The following is a 21132-nucleotide window of genomic DNA, read 5'->3' on the forward strand; positions in this document are numbered from 1 at the left end:
GGTCCTTAAGTCGTGTCCACAGCTGTGCCAGTTATTGCAATCATCGTGGTGTGGCTCTTCGTGCTCGCGCCGTGGCTCCTGGGCAGGAGCAATCGCCCGATGAGCCACACCGGAGAGGCCTTTGAGGATACCCGCGTGCTCTTTTCCGGTGATTCCGGCAATGTCGCCGGCCGCCGCCGCCCGCGCTTGCGGGCCGATGATGTCCACCGCAGCGGCTCGGATGAGGATTACGACTACGAGGTCGTATCCGCTGCCGCTGAGGACCCGGACAGCGAGGCAGACGTCGATGACGTGCTGATCGATGAGGACGCAGAAGACCGTTCTTCCCACGCGCAGTCGCGGACCATTGCTGGCGCTGCCCGCCGCGCTCGGGCGCACCCCTTTGGCGTAGGTGGCCGCGCATACCGCTCCGCCGCAGACGAGGATGAGGCTGACGCGCGCGACGAGCAGGCCACCCAGGCTGATGGGCCGGCAGAGACCATCGAGGGTGAAGTCATTGAGGAATTCGCGGTTCCAGCAGCTGCTGACTCACCCGACGCGACCGATTCCACAGAAGCAGCCGATAGCGCACGCACGTCCAATGATTCCGACGATGCAGATGCGGACGTTGACGATGCCGATGATGTCTTGCTTGATGATGACGAGCGCGCCGCCGGGGAAGAAGGCGATGTAAAGCGCAAGCCCCGCCGCGGCGATGTGGTTGCCAATTCCACCGAGTCTTTCACCGCGCCGGTGGCAGCAGACATTGCCGAGGATGCGTACGACTATGACGAGACCTATACCTCCCCAGTAGACCTGATGTACCCAGGTGCGGTCGATCCTGCTCCTGTTATCGATGCCGAAGAGGCAGACACCGCAGAGACCGACTCGGAAGAGCCGGAGAATGACGGTGCATTCGAGGAATCCGCGGAAGCAGATGAGTACGGCGCCCGTGGTGCTGAGGACGCGGCGCTGAATACCGACCTTTCTGAGGACGAGGTGGCATTTGCCCAGCGCCGCCTTGGCCGCGGTGGATGGGACCCAGTGGCGGATAAGGAAAAGTCCGCCACTCGCTATCAACGCCGCCAGCGCACGCTCATTGGCCTAGCCATCGCCGTGGTCCTCACCGTGGCCTTGGGCATTGTGGCCGGTGGATGGACTTGGTGGCTGGCAGGCATCGTCGGCGTTCTGACCGGTACCTATCTTGTGGCGCTGCGCGCGCAAGTCCGCCAAGAGCAGGCGCTATTGCGCCGTCGCGTAAAGCACCTGCGCCGGGCGCGGTTGGGCGTTCACAATACCGATGATGAAGCATTGAAGATCCCCCGCAACCTGCGCCGTCCGGGTGCGGTCGTCGTCGAAATCGACGATGAAAGCCCCGACTTTGAGCACCTTCCCTTAAGCTACAGCGACGATGAAGACGGTGACTTTGATGGCCCACACGCCGGGCCCGATGGGGTAGGGCGCCGCGATGACTTGGCCGCTCGCCGCGCAGGCTAATTAGCCCGCTGCGCCTCGCTTCCGTGCAGTTTTTCGGTTTCCTCCGGCCATACGCCGGAGGTTGCCCGGCGGTGGGAGCCCAAGAGATGGGTATCGACCATGCCGATGGCCTCCATGAGCGCAAAGCAGGTCACCGGCCCCACGAACTTAAAACCGGCCTTCTTCAATTCCCGCGACATTGCCTGCGACTCGGGGCTCTTTTTCGGGATATCCTCCATAACCTCGGGATAGATATTTTCTGCGGGCTGAAAGCTCCAAATGAAATCCGCTAGGCCGCCATTTTCGCGCAGTTTAATGGTGGCCTTCGCGTTATTGATGGTGGCGCGGATCTTGGTTTCGTTGCGGATAATGGAGGCATCGGCAAGCAAGTGCTCCACCTCGGCCTCACCGAATTCCGCAACCTTGTCCGGATCAAAATGGCAAAAGGCCTCGCGGAAGGCGGGGCGCTTTTTTAATACCACGGCCCAGGACAACCCAGACTGGAAGGACTCCAAGCTCAGGCGCTCAAAAAGGCCGGCCTCGTCCCTAATGGGAAGGCCCCATTCGGTATCGTAATAATTCGTCAGCAGCGACGATGTCACGGCCCACGGCGTGCGGGCTACCCCGTGCTCATCGTAGGCCAGCGGGGTGCGTTCTTCGGTGGTGGTTTCAGTGTCCATGGGAGGTTCTCCTGTTGGTATGTCGTGCCTATTGTCCTTGTCTTGCCCATTGAAGCAGCGATGGCGGGTGAGGCGCAGCGTGAGTCTTGCTAGATGGTGAAATTGCAAGCTAGGCGGGTGGGGCGGTGGCATCTTCGCGTTGGGGTGGGCATTCGATGTAGTCTATTGACCATGAATAGACCTGCCGTTCGCGATGCCGCATTGCTGCTTTTTCGGTTGGTCCTCGGACTCATTTTTATCGCGCACGGCGTGGACAAGATGTTCATGGACGGAATGGATGAGACGGTAGGGCAGTTTTCTGCCCTCGGCATCCCGCAGCCACAGATTGCCGGTTATGCCGCCGCAATCGGGGAGATGGTAGGCGGCGCCTTCCTCGTCATTGGTTTATTGACCACCTTCGCCGCGGCGGCGCTGGCCGTGGATATGGTGGGCGCGCTGTACTTCGTGCACTGGGGCAACGGCCTTTTTGCTGGCGACGGCGGCATCGAGTACCCGTTGGTGCTGTGCATGTCGCTCATAATGATCGTTATTTTTGGTTCTGGCCGGGCGAGCTTGGATAGGGCGTTAAGCAATGTTGACGCATAGCCAAGTACAAGCGGCGATTTCTGCCCAGCTGGATGGGGAAGAAGCGGAGCTTTCCGCCGATGTTATCGACGCCCACCTAGAACACTGCGCGGAGTGCCGGGCCTTTCGCGATAAGGCAGCGGCGCTATCGCGCTCCTTAAGCTTCGTGGAACCGGCGGATTCCGGCATGGCACCGCCGACGGACCTGTCAGAGGTGATCCTCGCCGGGGTTGAACCGGAGTGGAAGCGGGCATCGAGTGCTAGGCAGGCCAACCTCACGGTGGCGCGCATCGCCTTGGTGGTTATGGGTCTGGTCTTTGCGGTGTGGGCCATCGTGCAGGTGGTACGCGCCTCCGGCCTGGTACCGATGGGCGCAGAGGGGGCGGTGCTGGATCCGGCAGCCGATCCGGAGCGCGCCAACCTCCTGATGGAGGGCGCGGCCGTGCGCTTTGGCATGGCGTGCGGACTGCTGTGGAGCGCGTGGCGCCCAGCCTCTGTGACCGGGTTGTTCCCGGTATCAGCCACGATGTTTGCGTTTCTTTTTGGTTTTGGCGTGCGCGATATTGCGCTGGGGACCGTCACCATGGAGCAGGTTTATTTGCTTATTGCCACCGCGCTATCGACCATCAGCCTGGCCTGGGCATGGGCGGCCGAGAAGGGCTACCTGGTGCGCGCGTGGTGGAAATCCCTGAACGCGCAGCCACACTAAGGCGAACGGGCCTCTGCCACCTATTTCCAGCTGGGCAGCCACATCATGGACTGGTACCAAGATTCCGGGATGATGAAGCCGTATAAGATGGGCGCGAAGTAGAAGAACATCGCGACCACCAGCGCGAGGTAGCAGGCGGCGGCAAATGTTCCCCGCCGCATCGTTCCACCAGCGATGCGCGTTACCCACCGCCACCTGATGGGCTTACCGTGCCCGACCATTTGGCCCAGCGCGAGGGCAAGAAGCACGATGACAAAGGGGATAAACGCGGTGGCATAAAAGAAGTACATCTGCCGGTCAAAGGCCGCTAGCCACGGCAGGAATCCGGCCGCGAAGCCCACGAGGGGAATAAGGAAGGCGCGGTTGCGGCGGATAATAAGTGACCACAGCCCCCAAAGCACCGCGGGGACCACCAGCCACCAGATAGCCGGGGTGCCAAAGAGGTAGAGCATCTTGCGGCATTCGCCACCGCCGCTGCATTCCAGATCCGTACTGGAGTAGTACAAGATGGGCCGAGCGCCGGCCAGCCATGCCCACGGCTTGGAATCCCACGGGTGGTGGTGGCCACCGGAAGAGGTCAAGCTCGCGTGAAAATCTAACACAGAAGAGTGGTAATAAAACCAGCCGGCCATAGGTTCCGGTAAGTGCATGAGCCACGAGTCTTCCCCGATGGTCCCATCCACCTTGGCGTGCCGGTAGACCGCGGTTTCTGAGGCGAACCACGCGCGCCAGCTCCACACATAAATCATTATTGGCACGGCTACTAGGGAGGCAAGTGCCGCGGGAGTATCGCGAATGAGCGTACCCACGATGTAGCGGCGAATGCCGTACTTGCGGCGCAATGCGAGGTCGCTAAAGACGCAGAGCAGGCCGAAGAACATGATGTAGTACAGCCCGGACCACTTCACGGCGAGCGATAGTCCTAGGAAGACTCCAGCGGTAAAGCGCCACCACCGGAAGCCAAAACGCGGGCCGAAGGGGGAGGTGCCCATTCCGCCGCTCAGCAGGGCGTCGTGCAGGCGCTCGCGCATTTGTTGATGATCGCGGGCTAGCGCCCACGCGGCGGCGACGATGAAAAAGACCTGGAAGATATCCAGCATGCCAAACTTCGCGGATACCAAGAGTACGCCATCGCAGACGGCCAAAATGCCGGCAAAGGTGGCCACCTGCCAGGAAAAGGACAGCCGGCGGGCCAGCGCCATGGTCATCAGCACGGTGGCGACGCCGAAGAGGGCCGTCATCAAGCGCCAGCCCAGCGGGGTATAACCAAAGACCCATTCCGAAAGGGCAATGATCTGCTTGCCCAGCGGCGGGTGAACGACGAGTCCAAAGCCCGGGTTGGTCTCAATGCCGCCGATGAATAAGTTATCCCAGCTTTTGACCATGTCCCAGGCCTGCGGCACATAGTGCTTTTCATCGAAGACGGGCGTGCCCTGGGACACCGGCGCGGTAAGGCCCACGAACCGGGTAATGAGCGCGAGAACCGCGATGATGCCGGTGCTAATCCAATCGGCCTTGCCCCACGTATAGGTACGCGGTGCCGACGGCATCACGCGGTTATGCGGGGTGCGCGGTGAGCTAGCGGGGGCAGCGGTAGCAATAGTCACGAAGAAGAGTTTAGGCCACGAGCCTGCGCGCGGGCGCATAGGAGAATGTGGAATGCTAGAGGCATGTCAGCTTTAGGTCTGGAACCACTTCCGCGCGGCGTTATCCTTGCCGCCACGCCCTTGGGAAATGTCGGTGATGCCTCGGCGCGCCTGATGCAGGCATTGGCGCATGCTGATGTCATCGCCGCCGAAGATACCCGCCGCGTGCGCAACCTGGCGCAGGCCCTGGGCATCGAAATTTCCGGGTCCGTGGTATCCAACTTTGACCACAATGAGCAGGCGCGTGCGCAGCAGCTTATCGATGCCGCCCAGCACGGCACCGTCCTCGTGGTCACCGATGCCGGCATGCCGATCATCTCCGATCCCGGCCTGTCACTGGTGGCCGCGGCCGCCGAAAGAGATATTCCCGTGACGTGTTTTCCAGGCCCCTCGGCGGTGCCCACGGCGCTCGCCCTCTCTGGTCTGGGCGTGGGCCACTTCCTCTTCGATGCATTCCCTCCGCGCAAGCCCGGTCCGCGAAAGGCGTGGCTGGAATCGCTGCGCAATGAAAAGCGTGCCATCGTATTTTTTGAATCGCCCCACCGCATCGCCGATACGCTTGCCGATGCCGCCCAGGTCCTCGGCGGCGATCGCCCCGCCGCGGTGTGCCGCGAGCTGACCAAGACATACGAGGAAGTGCGCCGCGGCTCGCTAGCTGAGCTGGCCGAATGGGCGAGCGAGGGAGTCAAGGGCGAGATTACCGTGGTCATTGAAGGCGGAACCGGCGCTGCCGTGACCGCCGCGGATCTCGTCCCACAGGCCTTGGAGTTGGCCGAGGCTGGCATGCGCTTGAAGGACGCGTGCAAGCAGGCCGCCAAGGGGAGTGGGGTATCCAATCGGGAGCTTTATGATGCCGCACTAGAGGCCCGCTGAGTGCCCGTTAGCTGAGCACTTGTTGAGGTGACAGCAGCTTATTTCTATGCAGTGTATAAAAGGTCACAATTAACCGTGCTAGCAGGTAGTTTCACGCTTCTGTATAAGTTATCGAATCGTTATACTTTCCGGGCGTGTGGCGCCTAAAAGCCGTCTACGTGGGGATATGCCACCTATAGTCATGCAGGAAACCTTAAGGAAACGCTCAAAAATGTGCGTAAGCTGGGGTTTTGATAGAAAAGTGGTTTGAAAAATTGGGGTCACGCCACCAATGTAGAAAGCATGACTAATACTGAAAATAACGGCGCTGGTGTGCCCGAAGAAGGGAAGGGGCCCGGCGAATCTCCTGCTGGGGCCACTTCTACTGCTTCGAGCGATCAGCCGATTGAGGATTATCAAACGGTAGAAGAGACGCTGGATGAGCAGACGGCGACGAGCCAAATCCAGGACATGATCAACTCTGAGGGGTTCCACCCCGAAGAGTATGACGATCCGGAAATCGAAATCGCCGCAGACCGCGATAATATCCCGATTGACTGGACCATCATGGGTATCGCCGGTGTGCTTGTTGCCGCCATCGTTATTTGGGGCCTTGCCGCGCCGGATAACTTCGCGGACTTTTCTTCCGCGGCCCTGACGTGGGTCGTCGATAAGTTCGGTTGGGCTTACGTGCTTTTTGGCACCGTCTTCGTGGCCTTCGTTATCTTCATCGCTTCCTCTAAATTTGGCACCATCAAGTTGGGCCACATTAATGAGGAACCGGAGTTTTCCACGCCTTCGTGGATTGCCATGATGTTCGCTGCCGGTATGGGCATCGGCCTGATGTTCTATGGCGCTTCCGAGCCGCTGGCGAACTACCGCGACGGTACGCCTGGCCGGGGAACGGAAAACGTGGGCTCGTCCATGGCCTATGCCATGTTCCACTGGACGCTGCACCCCTGGGCTGTTTACGCCATTGTTGGTTTGGCCATCGCGTACTCGACCTACCGTATCGGCCGCAAGCAGCTGTTGAGCCAGGCCTTCGTGCCGCTCATCGGCGAGCGCCGGGCCAATGGTGGATTGGGCAAGTTCATTGACATCCTGTCCATCTTCGCCACCGTCTTCGGCACCGCCTGCTCCCTGGGTCTTGGTGCGCTGCAGATCCAGGCCGGCCTGGAAGCCTCCGGCATCATCGATAACCCAACCCAGTCCGTGGTTATCGGCATTGTTTTGGTCCTGACCCTGGCCTTCTTGCTCTCCGCACTCTCCGGTGTGGGCAAGGGCATTCAGTACGTGTCCAATGCCAACATGGTCTTGGCTGCGGTGCTGGCCATCTTCGTCTTCATCTTGGGTCCAACCGTGACCATCCTGAACCAGGTTCCGGGATCCATCGGTAACTACTTCAACTACTTCACCGAGATGATCGGCCGTACCGCAGAATCCGAAAACGGCACCGCCGGCGAGTGGCTGTCTAGCTACACCATCTTCTACTGGGCATGGTGGGTCTCCTGGTCCCCATTCGTGGGCATGTTCTTGGCACGCATTTCCCGCGGCCGTTCCGTCCGCGAGTTCTGCCTAGGCGTCCTGCTTATCCCAGCCGGCGTTTCCACCCTGTGGTTCGCCATCTTCGGTGGCACCGCAATCCACATGGAGCAAAACGGCGAATCCATCACCGGCGAATCCGCCGAGGTAGAGCTGTTTAACCTCCTGCACAACCTGCCTGGTGGCTTCATTGCCGGCGTCGTCGCCGTCATCTTGCTGTCCACCTTCTTCATTACCTCCGCGGACTCCGCTTCCACCGTGATGGGTTCGATGACCCAAAACGGTGCGGCAACCGCGAAGCCGTGGCTCTCCGCCCTGTGGGGTGCCCTGACCGCAGCCGTTGGCCTGACCCTGCTCTTGGTCAATGAGGACGCGCTGTCCAACCTGCAGAACGTCACCATCGTGGCGGCGCTGCCGTTCTTGTTCATCGTCATTGGCTTGATGTTCGCCATCTACAAGGACTTGAGCAATGACATTATTTACCTCGAGTACCGCGAGGCGCAGCAGTTCCAGCGCAAGATGGCCCGCGAGCGCCGCTTGCACCGCGACTACCAGCGCACGCAGGAACTCAAGAAGCGTCGCAACGAGCGTTTGAAGAACCCGATGAAGCGCAAGTAGATAAAGCATCTACCGCCTTTGGTAGCAGCGCCCGCCGCTTTCCCGCACGAGGGAAGGAGGCGGGCGCTTTTCGACTGTAGAGGTTATGTGCCCTCAACGTGTGTTCGTGCAGGTGCTTCGATAAACTGGACTCCATGACTGAGTCTTTAGTAGTAAATGTTGCCTGGCCATATGCCAATGGCCCGCGCCACATCGGTCACGTGGCTGGCTTTGGCGTTCCCTCTGACGTATTCGCCCGCTTCCAGCGAATGCGCGGCCGCAACGTACTCATGGTCTCCGGCACGGATGAGCACGGCACCCCGTTGCTGGTCCAGGCCGATAAGGAAGGCGTATCCGTCCGCGAACTCGCGGACCGCTATAACCGCCAGATCGTCAACGATCTGGCCAACCTCGGCTTGTCGTATGATCTTTTTACCCGCACTACCACCCGCAACCACTACTCGGTGGTACAGGAGCTGTTCAAGGGTCTCAATGAGAATGGCTACATGCTTAAAGAGACCACCAAGGGGGCAATCTCGCCGTCCACCGGCCGCACGCTGCCGGACCGCTATATCGAGGGCACGTGCCCCATCTGCGACGCCGACGGCGCACGCGGTGACCAGTGCGATAACTGCGGCAACCAGCTGGATCCGGTGGACCTCATTGACCCGGTATCCAAGATCAACGGCGAAACGCCGCAGTTCGTAGAAACCGAGCACTTCCTATTAGATCTGCCATCGCTGAAGGACGAGTTGCAAAAGTGGCTTTCTACCCGCGAGGATTGGCGCCCGAACGTGCTGAAGTTCTCCCTCAACCTGCTGGAGGATATGCGCCCGCGCACCATGACCCGCGATATCGACTGGGGCATTCCCATTCCGGTGGACGGCTGGCAGGACAATAACGCGAAGAAACTGTACGTGTGGTTCGATGCCGTCGTGGGCTACCTGTCCGCCTCCATCGAGTGGGCGCACCGCACCGGCCAGCCGGAGGCGTGGAAGGAATTCTGGCAGGACCCAGAAACCCGCCACTATTACTTCCAGGGCAAGGACAATATCACCTTCCACTCGCAGATCTGGCCGGCGGAATTGCTGGGCTATGCGGGCAAGGGCTCGAAGGGCGGCGAGCTGCACCAGTACGGCGAGCTGGACCTGCCCACGGAAATCGTCTCCTCGGAATACTTGACGATGTCCGGCTCCAAGTTCTCCTCGTCCAAGGGCGTGGTGATCTACGTTAAGGACTTCCTGGCGGAGTTCGGCCCGGATCCGCTGCGTTACTTCATTGCCGTGGCTGGCCCGGAAAACAACGACGCGGACTTTACGTGGGATGAATTCGTGCGCCGCGTCAATAATGAGCTGGCCAATGGCTGGGGCAACCTGGTCAACCGCACCGTGTCCATGGCGCACAAGAACTTCGGCGAGGTTCCGGTCCCGGCGGCCCTAGAGGAGCGCGACGAGGCCATTTTGCAGCTGGCGGAGGAGACCTTTACCACCGCCGGTAACCTGCTGGAGCAATCCAAGTTCAAGCAGGCCATTGTCTCCATCATGCACGTGGTGGGCGAGGCGAATGCGTATATCGCCTCCCAGGAGCCGTGGAAGCTCGCCAAGGATGAAACCCAGCGTGAGCGCCTGGCCACCGTGTTGTGGACCGCCCTGCAGGTCGTGTCTGACTGCAACGTCATGCTCACCCCGTTCCTACCGTTTACCGCACAAAAGGTGCACGAGACCCTGGGCCGCACCGGCGAATGGGCCGCGCAGCCTGAGGTGCGCGAGGTCAAGGACGATATCCTGGTTGAGCTCGTGGGTGCGGGGCTTCCCCCAGAAAACCACGAATATCCGGTGATTATGGGTGACTACACCCAGCAGCAGGCCAAGTGGGAGCGCATCCAGGTGGCACCGGGTACGACCTTGGCAAAGCCGAAGCCGCTGATTTCCAAGCTGGATCCAGAGCTTGGTGAAACCGGCCCGGAGTGGGCACCAGTGATGAACTAATACGGATAACCCCGCGTAGATACACAAGCGCGGTGGCCAGTCTCCCCCATGAGTGCGGGGGAAGCCACCACGCTTTTGTTGTGTCCTTAAAAGTCTTACCTAATGCGTGAAATCGCGCTGCAGGTGAACTAGGCCTAGGCGCACGCCGTCCTTGGTGTGGATATTGGGCATGCGGCCGGTTTCTATGAACCCAAACTTCTTGTGTAGCGCAATGGAACCGGCATTGGTATCGACGATGTAGGTAATCATGGTCTCGATATAGGAATCGTCGGCGGCGATATCCATGAGGGCATCGAGAAGCTCAGAGCCCACGCCCTTGCCCTGGGCTGCGGGGGAGATATACACGGAATCTTCGACGGTGCCGTAATAGATGGCGGGCGTGACGAATTGAAAGTAGGCGGCCCAGCCGATGATTTCATCATCGTCCACGGCAACGAGCACGGGCGAGCCGGCCTTGGACAATTCTTTTAGCCAATCCTCGCGCTCAGAAACCTCTTCTTGCCAGGTAATGAGGTTATTGGCCGGTTTAGCCGCGGAGGCGGCGTTGTAGATGGCGGAAATGGAGGGGGCATCGGCAAGCTCGGCGGGGCGAATATGCATCAAAAAGTCCTTTACACCAGAAGTTCTAAGTGGGTGAGGCTAAGCCAGTGATCGAATTTGTAGGTTACCTCTTTGAGAGTTCCCACGTTTTCAAACCCGAACTTTTCGTGCAACTTTAATGATGCTGTATTAGTAGACACGATTAAGGCGAGCAGCGCATGCACCTTGTCATCTGCCCGGGCGCGGTCTACTAGCTCACTCATAAGCGCGGTGCCTACGCCTTGGCCTTGGGCATTGGGGGAAAGATAAATCGTGGTTTCATAGCAGCCCTGCCAGATGCGGGGATCGCGGTAGGGGTGATAGAGCGCCCAGCCTAGGTATTCGCCAGCATTGGTTTCGGCAACGAGGAAGGGACATCCCAATTCCTGAATATGACGCAGGTGTTCTTCGCGCTCTGCCACGGTAACTGGGGTGGAGTCAAAGATGACGTCGGTATGCTCGATGGCCCAGTTGAGGGTATCGGTCATGGCGGGGACATCGCTCAGGTCCGCTGGTCTGATCAACATAGCTGCCAATATTACAATTGCGGGTATGTCTAAAAAGAAGCCACGTCCTACTCCCATTCCGGCCCCAGGGCTCAGCGGCCTCAGCGATGCGCATACCCACCTTTTCTCGCATAAAGACACCGATGAGGTGCTGGTCAACCGCGCCCGCGCCGCAGGGGTATCCCGCCTGGTTACGGTTGGCGATGACCGCCGCGAGTCCGAGGCGGCCCTTGCGACCGCGCGCGCTTTTCCCAATGTGTATGCCGCCTGCGCCATCCACCCGGTGCGGGCGAATGAACTAGACGCGCCCACCAAAGCCGCGTTGGAGGAGATGGTGGCGGATCCGCGGTGCGTGGCGGTGGGGGAGACCGGCATGGATGCCTATTGGGTCCACCACGAACCGGAGACGACCGCGAGCTTGGTCCAGCAGGAGGAATCCCTGCGCTGGCATATCGATCTGGCGGTGCGCACCGGCAAGACGCTTATGATCCACAACCGCGAGGCGGACCAAGACCTGCTGCGCATTCTTGCCGATGCCCCCACGCCCACCACCGTCATGCTCCACTGCTTCTCCTCGCCGCTGCGCGTGGCAGAAGAGGCGCTCGAGCGCGGCTACGTCTTGTCCTTTGCTGGCAATGTCACCTTCAAGCGCAATGCGGAGCTGCGTCAGGCGGCGGCGCTGGCCCCGGCGGGGCAATTGCTCGTGGAAACCGATGCGCCATTTATGACCCCGGAGCCCTTCCGCGGGCAGCGCAACGAGCCATCCCTCATCGGGCACACCTATGACTGCATCGCCCGGGCGCGCCACCAGACCACGCAGGCCTTGGCGGCGGAGGTCAATGAGACTTTTGACCGCGTATATGGGCTCAATACAGAGCAGTAGTGAGGATCGTCACAAAATTAAATCCGCTGGTCGCTGGTGGCATGGGTGCTGGATGTGACAACTGTTTTCGCCCGTTATAGCTGTGGCGCAGCGCTTCTCGACTTTCCCCACCCGTTATCGTATTGTTATTGATTGTTCGTTGAGGCTTTATGCCTCTACCTTCCCGCAGCGTTGCTCCACAGTGGGGCAGTCGCGGTACCGCCGCTGGTTTCCCTAGGCCAGCGGCAACAATTGTGATACTGGATAGACAGCACCACCGGAGATTAACTACACATGGCACCTCACCACATTAAGCGCATCAATAATTCACGTTCCCTGCCGCTGCGCCTGGCAACGGGTGGCGTCTTGAGCACCCTCGCCGTCGGCGGTGTCGTGGCGGTTGCCGCGCAGAAGGACCTGGTCGTAGACGTCAACGGCGACAAGGTTGAGCTGGCTACCTTTGCCAAGGACGTAGACGGTGTACTGCAGGCCGCCGGCGTCCAGGTGGGAGAAGAGGATATCGTCTCGCCCGCACCGTCTGAGTCCGTGGCCGATGGTGATGAGATTTCCGTGCGCACCGCCAAGCCGGTTGCCGTGTCCATCGATGGTGAACAGCAGCAGCTTTCTACCACCGATCTCACCGTTTCTGATCTGCTCAATAACCTGCAGGGTGTAAACCCAGGAGCTGCCGTGAAGTCTGGCGAGGATGACGTGGATAAGGATGCCCAGCTAAAAGACGGCATGGATCTAGAAGTCGTCTCCCCGAAGATCATCAAGATCAACGATGGCGGCAAGAATACCTACACCAAGATTGCCGCCAAGACCGTGGGCGATGTGCTCAAGGAGCGCGGTATCAAGCTCGGTGAGGATGACCGCGTCTTCCCGGCCAAGGAAGAAAAGGTCACCGAGGGCATGTCTATCAAGGTAGAGCGGATAGACATCCAGACCGAAGATGTCACCGAGGAATTCGACGCCGAGCCGAATTTCGTGGATGACCCTGAGCTGGAAGCCGGCGCCGAAGAGGTGCGCGAGCAGGGCGAAAAGGGTAAGCGCGAGATCACCCGCAAGGTGGTGCTGAAAAACGGCAAGAAGGAATCCGAAGAGGTCATCAAGGATGAGGTCGTTGTAGGACCAAAGCCTGCGACCATCGCCCGAGGCACCAAGCAGGCGGAGCCGGAACCGCAAGGCGGTAACTCGGGCGCGGCTGCCCCTGCCGTGGCTGATGGCTCCGTATGGGATGCCATCGCGCAGTGTGAGTCCAACGGTAACTGGTCCATTAATACCGGCAATGGTTTCTCCGGGGGCCTGCAGTTCGCGCCGTCCACCTGGGCTGGTCTCGGCGGTACCGAATACGCCCCTGAGGCTTGGCAGGCCACCCGCGAGCAACAAATTGCCGTGGCACAAAAGGTGCAGGCCGCCCAGGGTTGGGGCGCATGGCCTGCATGTACCGCCAAGTTGGGACTGCGCTAAAAAGCACGCGCCACACCGCGCATTCTGCACCGCACCTCGCGTCACCGCATTCCGCGTCACCACGACGCGGGGTGCGACTTTCTGCATTCTTCTACTAGGTTAGAAAACATGACTGATTCCCCGGGCGCCGCGTTTTTAGGCCCAGTAGAAATCCGAGCTTTAGCGGAGAAACTGGATATCACGCCCACCAAGAAGTTGGGGCAGAATTTTCTCCACGACCCCAATACCATCCGCCGCATCATCGCGGCGGCGGACCTGGACCCCACAGACCACGTCGTGGAGGTCGGCCCTGGGTTGGGGTCGCTGACCCTCGGGTTGGTGGAGACCGTCCAGGATCTCACCGCGGTGGAGATCGATCCGCGCTTGGCCGCGCAGCTGCCGGAAACGGTGGGCGAGCGCGCGGAGGACTACGCTAAGCGCCTGCGCGTGGTGGAAAAGGACGCGCTGCGCGTGACCAGCGAAGATGTCGCTGCACCTACGGCGCTGGTGGCCAACCTGCCTTATAACGTGGCGGTGCCGGTGCTCCTGCACTTTTTGGAAACCTTTCCCTCCATCCGCCGCGTGCTCGTTATGGTGCAGCTGGAGGTGGCGCAGCGCCTCGCTGCGGAGCCCGGCAGCAAGATCTACGGCGTGCCTTCCGTGAAGGCTGGCTTTTATGGCGCGGTGAGCCAGGCTGGGACCATTGGCAAGAATGTCTTTTGGCCCGCGCCCAATATCGCCTCCGGCTTGGTGCGCATCGATGTCTTCGATACCCCGCCTTGGCCGGTCGACGATGCCGCGCGCGCTGCGGTATGGCCGCTTGTCGATGCCGCCTTTGCCCAACGCCGCAAAACCCTCCGCGCCGCGCTATCGGGCCACTACGGCTCCGGCGCAGCCGCCGAGGAGGCCTTGCGCGCGGCCGGAATCGATCCGAAGCAGCGCGGGGAGAAGCTCGCTGTTGCAGACTTTGTACGATTGGCAGGACTACAGTGAACGCATCGCACGGAAACGAGCCGATTACCTATACCGCGCATGCGCACGCCAAGGTCAATGTGCACCTTGGCGTGGCCGAGCCGCGGGAGGATGGCTTTCACGAGCTGGTCACGGTCTTTCAGTCTTTGAGCCTGCACGATACGGTAACGCTGACTGATTTAGGCAATGCCGAAGTGGATAAGCCACGCGTGCAATACCTCAAGGTATCCGGTCCGCACGAGGCGGGCGTGCCCGAGGACGATACGAACCTGGCCTGGACTGCGGTGGACCGCATCATGCAGCACTTGTATGTCACCCGCGGGGGCATCAAGATTCCGGAGGTCGGACTCGAGATCCACAAGGCGATTCCTACCGCCGGTGGCATGGCGGGCGGTTCCGCGGATGCTGCGGCTGCGCTGCGCCTTGCCGAGCGCTGTTACGGCCGTTATTACGGGATCGATTCGGTAGGCGATCACATTCTGGATGCCTTGGGTGCCGCCCTTGGCTCCGATGTTCCCTTTACCCTGCTGGGCGGTACGGCGTTAGGGACTGGGCGCGGGGAGCAATTGACTTCCATGATGACAAGGGGCACCTATCACTGGGCGCTGATCGCCTCTGATCGCGGCCTTTCTACGCCTAGCGTATTCCGCAAGCTCGATGAATTGCGCGATGCGGGGCGGGCTAGTGCACCGGCCCTCGATACCACGGAGATTTCCCAGGCACTTATTTCCGGCGATGCCCAGCGCGTGGCGGCGCACCTGCACAATGACTTGCAGCCCGCCGCGCTATCCCTGCGCCCAGATCTCCGCAAAACCTTGGAGGCAGGCATGGATGCGGGCGCGCTCAATGGCATCGTCTCCGGCAGCGGGCCTACCTGCGCCTTCTTATGTGCTTCGCAGGAAGATGCGGAGGAAATCGCAGCGCAGGTCAGCATAGAAATACCGGGCACCAAGGGCGTTGTCGCCCAGGGCCCGGCTGCGGGTGCGGAAGTGCTCTAGCTTAGGGCGATGGAGGAGGGGCATCGCCAAGCACAAGCGCTAGAGCGCTGGATATTTAGAGCACGGCCATTTCGGTGGGCTCAAAGTCCAGCTCGTAGCGGTCGGTTTCCTTACCGCGCAAGAGGTCGATGACGACGAGCTCCTTCTTCTGCGCGTCCGTGATGTAGGCATAGCCATTGGCGGCCTTCAGGATCGGGCCCGGCTGCTGCCACTCCTCGTTTTCTTTCCACTTGGAAATCGCGTCGATCTGCTTGGTGATTTCCCCGGAGTCTGGATCGATGATGTTGAGCTTGCCGTCGGTGGTCAGCACCAGTGCCTCGCCCATTGGGCCGCGCGCCAGCGAGCGGAACCAGTAGGAACCGTCCAAGTCCACCTTCTTGGCGGAGTAGTCCTCGGTATTGATCAGCGTCACGGAGGTGGGGTGCTCGTGCTCGGCGTCCTTGTCGGTCTTATTATCGGCCAGAATGACGTTCGATTCCTCAGAACCCGCGGCGTTTCCGGAGCGCTGGTAGCCTTCGGCGCCGGCGTAATCGGAGACGTCCACCTTGTGGAACTTGGAGCCGTCAAAGACTACGGGGCCGTCTTCGCAGCCGAAGAAGAGCTTACCGTTTCCAGCGGCCGCTTCGCCGTGGACGCCGGGGCATTCGGTGGTCTCATCCAGGACCTTGCCGTCCTTATCCAGGTGCTGGATGGTGTGGCGCTCGTCCTCGGTGCCCTTGGTGATGACCACGGAGCCATCCTCAAGCGGGACGGCCACGCCGTGGTGACCCTCGCCCGTCTTGACGGTGTTGACGGGCTTGGCGTCCTTGGAACCGATGTCCTCGGTCTTATAAATCTTGGCTACGCCATCGCCATCAGAAAACAGGGCGGTAAAACCATCGTGGTGGACCACGTGGCCGGCGTGGGGCGCCTTAATCTTGTCATCGCCCAGCTTCGGATCCGCGGTGTAGTAGTGGTTGTGGTCGCCGTGTTCCTTGGTGATGCGGCCGGTATCGTAGGTAAGGAAGTTATCGCCCTTGGTCACCATGACGTGGCGGTCATTGCCGGCATCGTTAAGGCGGAGGAAGGCGTTCATGTCCTCTTCATCGAGAACGTCGCCGGATTTGGCATCGTAGGTGGTCAGGCCCCCAGCGTGGGAGAAAACGATGCGCGTGGGAAGCTGGGCTACCTCGGTCTGGCCTTCTTCGGCCTCCATGCCGTCGTGGGAGTGGCCCTCGTGATCATGATCGTGGTCATGGTCGTGTTCGTGGCTTTCCGCAGTGGTGGATTCGCTGGTGTTTTGGGCGTCGGTGTCTTCTTCAGGCGCCGAGCAGGCAGCGATGGTGAGAGCTGTGGCAGAGAGGATAGTGCAGAGGGTAAGTGTGTGCTTCTTCATACATGCGCAGGGTATTGCAAGTGAATTTCGGTAGCAAGATGATTGGGAATGCGGGGGTAGCGGTGGGGAGGTATTAAGATGAGTCCCTGTTATGGCAAACCTGATTAACCTCGAGCAAGTCACCAAATCCTATGGCTTAAAAACTCTCCTTGATGGGGTATCCCTCGGCGTGCAAACCGGGGACCGCATCGGCATCGTGGGCGTGAACGGCGGCGGCAAAACCACCCTGCTGGAAGTGCTCACCGGTATCGAGCCGCCGGATTCCGGCCGCGTATCCCATACCTCGGATCTGCGCATGGCCGTGGTGACGCAGCGCTTTGATCTGCCCGAAGAGCTCACCATCGCTCAGGCGATCATTGAGCCCCTCGAGCTCGAGACCTACGAATGGGCCTCTAATGCCAAGGTGCGCGACGTGCTCGGCGGCCTTGGCATCGTGGACCTGGGGCTGGAGACTCCCGTGAGCTCCCTGTCCGGCGGTGAGCGCCGCCGCGTCAACCTTGCCGCCGCGCTGGTGCAGGATTTAGACCTCGTGGTGCTCGATGAGCCCACGAACCACCTTGACGTGGAAGGCGTGCAGTGGCTGGCGGATCACCTGCTCAAGCGCAACCTCGCCGTCATCGTGGTCACCCACGATCGCTGGTTCCTCGATACCATCGCCACCTGGACGTGGGAGGTGCACGACGGCACCGTTGATGCCTACGAGGGTGGCTACAACGACTGGACGTTCGCCCGCGCCGAGCGCGCTCGCCAGGCCGATGCGATGGAGCAACGCCGCAAAAACCTGGCCCGCAAGGAATTGGCGTGGCTGCGCCGCGGGGCACCGGCGCGTACCTCGAAACCGCGCTACCGGATTGAGGCTGCGGAAGCGCTTATTTCTGATGTTCCCGAGCCGCGCAACAAAGTCGAGCTCATGTCCTTTTCCAAGCAGCGCCAGGGCCGCGTGGTCATCGAGCTAGAAGATGCCACCGTGAAGTCCCCGGATGGCCGCACCTTGGTCGATCACCTCACCTGGCGCCTAGCCCCGGGCGAGCGCATCGGCCTCGTTGGCGTGAATGGCTCCGGAAAGACCACGCTACTGCGCACGCTCGCCGGCGAATACGAGCTCGCGGCCGGAAAGCGCATCGAGGGCCAAACCGTGCGCTTGGGCTGGCTGCGCCAGGAACTCGATGACTTGGATCCGCAGCGCCGGCTTCTCGATGCCGTCGAGGACGTTGCCACCTACGTGCAGCTAGGCAAAAAGGAACTCAGCGCCTCCCAGCTGGCCGAGCGCCTCGGCTTTTCCGCCAAGCGCCAGCGTACCCCGGTCGGTGATCTTTCCGGTGGCGAGCGCCGCCGCCTCCAGCTCACCCGCGTTCTTATGGCAGAACCCAATGTTTTGCTGCTCGACGAGCCCACTAACGACCTGGACATCGATACCCTCCAGGAGCTGGAATCCCTGCTCGATTCATGGCCGGGCACCCTGGTGGTCATCTCGCACGATCGCTACCTCATCGAGCGCATTGCGGATAATACGTACGCGCTTTTTGGCGATGGCAAGCTGACGAACCTTCCCGGTGGCATCGACGAGTACCTGCGCAAGCGCGAAGAAATCGAGGCCGGCAAGAACACTGGGGTTATAAACCTGGGAGAAAAGAAGACGGACGCGCCGGCGCCGAAGCCGGAAAAGAAGCTTTCTTCCCAGCAAGAGCGCGAAATCACCAAGAAGATGAATGCGCTTGAGCGGAAGATGCAGAAGCTGGAGAAATCCGCTGCGCAGATCAATGAGAAATTGGCCGCGGCGGCAGAAGAAGTCGATACCGAAGCGATGACCCGGCTTGATACGGAATTAAAGGACAACCGCAGCGCCTATGAGGATTTGGAGATGGAATGGCTGGAGTTAGGGGAGAAGCTCGAGCAGTAGAAGCTCGCATCGCCGATATCGTCCGCCACCTCGATCCGTGGGGCGTTATCGGCGCCGCCATTTTGTCTACGCTGGGCCTTACTCCGTCCATTTTGCCCCGTGATTGGCCCTATCAAGGCCTGATATCGGGCCTTGCCGCCGGTTTCGGCTACGTGGTGGGCATCGGCGTGAAGCTGGTGTGGTACCGCTTCGTCGTGAGTAAATGGGCGGATAAGTATCCCTGGCTTGCCGCCTCCGCCTGGGAGCCAAAGCGCTACAGGCTGCTCGCGCGCATCGCCACAGGTGCGTTCATTGCCTGGCTGGTCGGTTTCGTTATTATCGCCGTGCGCTGGCAGCGTGAGCTCGCGAGCGTATATTCCGTGCCCGCGCCATCCATGTCCAGCTACCTGCTGGTGGTGCCCTTGGCGCTGGCGGTATTTACCCTCTTCCTGCTGATCCTGCGCTCCATTATCTTTCTGGTCCGCTGGTTGGCGCGGCGCTTCCCGCAGCGGTTTCGCTCCACCTACCGCCGCCTAGGGGCGGTAATAATCGTTGCGGTCATTGCCATCTACACCGTTGAAAACATCATTCCCGGTGCTATCGTGAGCTTGGGCGATAGGGTATTTACCGCCCAAAACGCCGACCCCGATCCGGACACCCAGCGCCCCACCCTCAGCGAGCGCTCCGGATCGCCTACTTCCGATGTCGACTGGGACGGCGTGGGCTTGCAAGGCTCCCGCTTCCTAAGCTCCGGTGCGCATAAGGACGAGCTAGAGCAGGTGACCGGCAAACCCGCCAAGGAGCCCATCCGTGCCTACGCCGGCCTGGGCAACCGCGACTCCAATGAGGGGCGGGCGCAGCTGCTTATCGATGAACTCGAGCGCACCCACGCCCAAGACCGCAAGGCCCTCCTATTGACCATGACCACCGGCACCGGCTGGGTATCGTCCTATTCCGCGCAAGCCTTCGAATTGCTCTATGGCGGGGATACCGCCATCGCCGCCGCACAGTATTCCGCCATGCCGTCCGTCTTTCACTTCTTTGGCGGCGGTAGCCAAGTAGAGCGCGCCGGGGAAGAATTCATCAACCCCATCGTGGACTGGTGGAATTCACTGCCAGAAGATGACCGGCCCAAGCTCTACCTCTACGGCGAGTCCTTAGGCACAACCGGCATCGAGGCAGCCTTTTCTGGTGTGCGCGATATCGCCAATTCCGTCGATGGCATCTTATTGACTGGCCCGCCGCACTTTAATCGGTTGCGCTCGCAGTTTGTGGAGCGCCGCGATCCCGGGTCCACGGAAATCTCGCCGGTCTACGCCGGCGGCCTCGTGGTCCGCTTTGCCAACGACGTGGACCAAGTTCGCCGCTGGGGACGCGTGCCGGAAGAAGAGTGGGGCAGGACCCGTATGCTGTATATCCAGCACCCATCCGATCCGGTGAGCTGGTGGTCGCCCGAATTGGCCTTCAAAGAGCCCGATTGGATGAAGGAAGATACCTCCTATTCCCGTGAGCGCGTGATGCAGTGGATGCCTATTATTACCTACCTGCAAGTTGCCGCAGACCTGCCTGGGGCCAAGGATGTGCCCGACGGTGTGGGCCATAATTACGGGACCTCTGTCCTCGATGGCTTTGCGGCCATCGCCGGGCCCGACGTTGCGCGTTCCATTGACTCGGAAGAACTGCAGCGGCAATTCGATGAACTCGATGTAGGTATTTATTAGACTTCTTGGGACGTTATACCTCTCGCGCAGTAACCCAGATCACTCAGAATGCCGTTTATATAACAAAGCCATATCGAAGTGGAGCGTATCCGGTAATAACCTTTCGCCCTCTGAAAAGTTATGACAAGCTGAAAAACATGAAGCCGATTCGAAGCGCCACCGCAGCAGTCCTGACCACCGTACTCGCCCTGTCCGGTACCACGGCAGCGGCTTCTGCGGAGCTCACCGCGGCCCCGCAGGTACAGCAGGTGTCCACCCTTGCTGAAAAGTACAACGTTACTTTGCCCAGCTTCCTCCAAGCTGCACCCGATGCCGAGCCGGAGGTGGCCGCGGAAGAAGCGGCCACGGCTGAAGCCGCCCCTGAGGCACAGGCGCCCGAGGCTCCACAGGTTGCCGCTGACTTGCAGGCGGCCACCGCGGACCACTTGGCTCAGGCCGGTCACCACCCAGATGAGAACGCTGCCGCCATCGCGCAGGAATGGGCAAACCAGGGCGCAAACGGTAAGCTTACGTACTACGGTGACGTCGCAAGCGGCGTTACCCACACCGAGGAAGGGCAGGGCAACGTTTACCGTCTGTCCGAAGAACAAGCTCAAGAGCGCCTCAACTGGTTTAACCGGGGCCTCGAGGTGACCCCGGGACCTGAGTACGGTTATGGCGTCGCCACCGCCTTCGACGGCGAGTTCATCTACATCGCGGAGTACTTCCTCAACTAGTTCTTAGCTTCCGCGGAACCTGCCCCCGATTCTTCCGAGGCC

General features: G+C 60.5%; 18 protein-coding genes. 13 read left to right on the top strand and 5 right to left on the bottom strand.

From position 1 onward, the window contains the following. Nucleotides 1-24 precede the first annotated feature (24 nt). Complete coding sequence (sepX, locus tag CACC_RS04045; protein WP_005279932.1) at nucleotides 25-1476, top strand: divisome protein SepX/GlpR; 1452 nt, start codon at nucleotides 25-27, stop codon at nucleotides 1474-1476. On the opposite strand, the gene CACC_RS04050 is transcribed toward sepX, so the two are convergent. Then, nucleotides 1473-2135, bottom strand: a complete 663-nt coding sequence (locus tag CACC_RS04050) for a DNA-3-methyladenine glycosylase I (RefSeq protein WP_005279934.1) — start codon at nucleotides 2133-2135, stop codon at nucleotides 1473-1475. The genes sepX and CACC_RS04050 overlap by 4 nt on opposite strands. Before the next feature lie 171 nt (nucleotides 2136-2306). On the opposite strand from CACC_RS04050, the gene CACC_RS04055 reads away from it, so the two are divergent. Together CACC_RS04055 and CACC_RS04060 are read left to right on the top strand one after the other, a co-directional pair. Continuing rightward, nucleotides 2307-2720, top strand: a complete 414-nt coding sequence (locus CACC_RS04055) for a DoxX family protein (protein WP_005279936.1) — start codon at nucleotides 2307-2309, stop codon at nucleotides 2718-2720. Next, nucleotides 2707-3408 carry a zf-HC2 domain-containing protein gene (locus tag CACC_RS04060; protein ID WP_005279937.1) on the top strand — a complete coding sequence of 234 codons (702 nt, stop codon included), beginning with the start codon at nucleotides 2707-2709 and terminating at the stop codon, nucleotides 3406-3408. The genes CACC_RS04055 and CACC_RS04060 overlap by 14 nt, the downstream gene beginning before the upstream one ends. A 20-nt stretch (nucleotides 3409-3428) precedes the next feature. Here the strand turns inward: CACC_RS04060 and CACC_RS04065 are convergent, their stop codons facing one another. Continuing rightward, a complete protein-coding gene (locus CACC_RS04065; protein WP_244262178.1) occupies nucleotides 3429-4958 on the bottom strand; it encodes a dolichyl-phosphate-mannose--protein mannosyltransferase in 1530 nt (509 codons plus the stop codon). A 120-nt stretch (nucleotides 4959-5078) separates the two neighbouring features. Here CACC_RS04065 and rsmI point away from each other — a divergent pair, with 120 nt between their 5' ends. The 3 genes from rsmI (at nucleotide 5079) to metG (ending at nucleotide 10033) form a co-directional block, all read left to right on the top strand. Beyond that, nucleotides 5079-5927 carry a 16S rRNA (cytidine(1402)-2'-O)-methyltransferase gene (gene rsmI / locus CACC_RS04070; RefSeq protein WP_005279939.1) on the top strand — a complete coding sequence of 283 codons (849 nt, stop codon included), beginning with the start codon at nucleotides 5079-5081 and terminating at the stop codon, nucleotides 5925-5927. Nucleotides 5928-6209: 282 nt separating this feature from the next. Further along, entirely contained in the window at nucleotides 6210-8066 is a 1857-nt protein-coding gene (locus CACC_RS04075) for a BCCT family transporter (RefSeq protein ID WP_005279941.1), read from the top strand. 134 nt (nucleotides 8067-8200) lie between these two features. After that, nucleotides 8201-10033, top strand: a complete 1833-nt coding sequence (metG, locus tag CACC_RS04080) for a methionine--tRNA ligase (RefSeq protein ID WP_035108601.1) — start codon at nucleotides 8201-8203, stop codon at nucleotides 10031-10033. Nucleotides 10034-10132: 99 nt separating this feature from the next. Here metG and CACC_RS04085 read toward each other — a convergent pair whose 3' ends face one another. Both CACC_RS04085 and CACC_RS04090 read right to left on the bottom strand, forming a co-directional pair. Further along, complete coding sequence (locus CACC_RS04085) at nucleotides 10133-10633, bottom strand: GNAT family N-acetyltransferase (protein ID WP_005279943.1); 501 nt, start codon at nucleotides 10631-10633, stop codon at nucleotides 10133-10135. 11 nt (nucleotides 10634-10644) lie between these two features. After that, nucleotides 10645-11139: a GNAT family N-acetyltransferase gene (locus CACC_RS04090; RefSeq protein WP_081445489.1), complete on the bottom strand. Its 495-nt coding sequence runs from the start codon at nucleotides 11137-11139 to the stop codon at nucleotides 10645-10647. Nucleotides 11140-11164: 25 nt separating this feature from the next. Between CACC_RS04090 and CACC_RS04095 the strand changes: the two genes are divergently transcribed. The 4 genes from CACC_RS04095 to CACC_RS04110 all read left to right on the top strand — a co-directional run bounded on the left by CACC_RS04095 (nucleotide 11165) and on the right by CACC_RS04110 (nucleotide 15399). Continuing rightward, entirely contained in the window at nucleotides 11165-12001 is an 837-nt protein-coding gene (locus CACC_RS04095; protein WP_035108602.1) for a TatD family hydrolase, read from the top strand. 273 nt (nucleotides 12002-12274) lie between these two features. Next, complete coding sequence (locus tag CACC_RS04100; protein ID WP_005279948.1) at nucleotides 12275-13450, top strand: resuscitation-promoting factor; 1176 nt, start codon at nucleotides 12275-12277, stop codon at nucleotides 13448-13450. A 108-nt stretch (nucleotides 13451-13558) separates the two neighbouring features. After that, nucleotides 13559-14422: a 16S rRNA (adenine(1518)-N(6)/adenine(1519)-N(6))-dimethyltransferase RsmA gene (gene rsmA, locus CACC_RS04105; RefSeq protein WP_005279949.1), complete on the top strand. Its 864-nt coding sequence runs from the start codon at nucleotides 13559-13561 to the stop codon at nucleotides 14420-14422. Further along, a complete protein-coding gene (locus CACC_RS04110) occupies nucleotides 14419-15399 on the top strand; it encodes a 4-(cytidine 5'-diphospho)-2-C-methyl-D-erythritol kinase (RefSeq protein WP_005279951.1) in 981 nt (326 codons plus the stop codon). Before rsmA ends, CACC_RS04110 begins: the two co-directional genes overlap by 4 nt. 55 nt (nucleotides 15400-15454) lie before the next feature. On the opposite strand, the gene CACC_RS04115 is transcribed toward CACC_RS04110, so the two are convergent. Further along, nucleotides 15455-16774: a hypothetical protein gene (locus CACC_RS04115; protein WP_005279952.1), complete on the bottom strand. Its 1320-nt coding sequence runs from the start codon at nucleotides 16772-16774 to the stop codon at nucleotides 15455-15457. A gap of 91 nt (nucleotides 16775-16865) precedes the next feature. Between CACC_RS04115 and CACC_RS04120 the strand changes: the two genes are divergently transcribed. The 3 genes from CACC_RS04120 (at nucleotide 16866) to CACC_RS04130 (ending at nucleotide 21090) form a co-directional block, all read left to right on the top strand. Continuing rightward, nucleotides 16866-18674: an ABC-F family ATP-binding cassette domain-containing protein gene (locus tag CACC_RS04120; RefSeq protein WP_005279953.1), complete on the top strand. Its 1809-nt coding sequence runs from the start codon at nucleotides 16866-16868 to the stop codon at nucleotides 18672-18674. Then, the gene (locus CACC_RS04125; RefSeq protein ID WP_249852965.1) at nucleotides 18641-20374 is read left to right on the top strand and encodes an alpha/beta-hydrolase family protein; all 1734 of its coding nucleotides are present in this window, start codon (nucleotides 18641-18643) and stop codon (nucleotides 20372-20374) included. The genes CACC_RS04120 and CACC_RS04125 overlap by 34 nt, the downstream gene beginning before the upstream one ends. 137 nt (nucleotides 20375-20511) lie before the next feature. Continuing rightward, the gene (locus tag CACC_RS04130) at nucleotides 20512-21090 is read left to right on the top strand and encodes a hypothetical protein (protein WP_005279955.1); all 579 of its coding nucleotides are present in this window, start codon (nucleotides 20512-20514) and stop codon (nucleotides 21088-21090) included. Nucleotides 21091-21132: the final 42 nt, after the last annotated feature.

This window comes from Corynebacterium accolens (genome assembly GCF_023520795.1).
GTDB lineage: Bacteria > Actinomycetota > Actinomycetes > Mycobacteriales > Mycobacteriaceae > Corynebacterium > Corynebacterium accolens.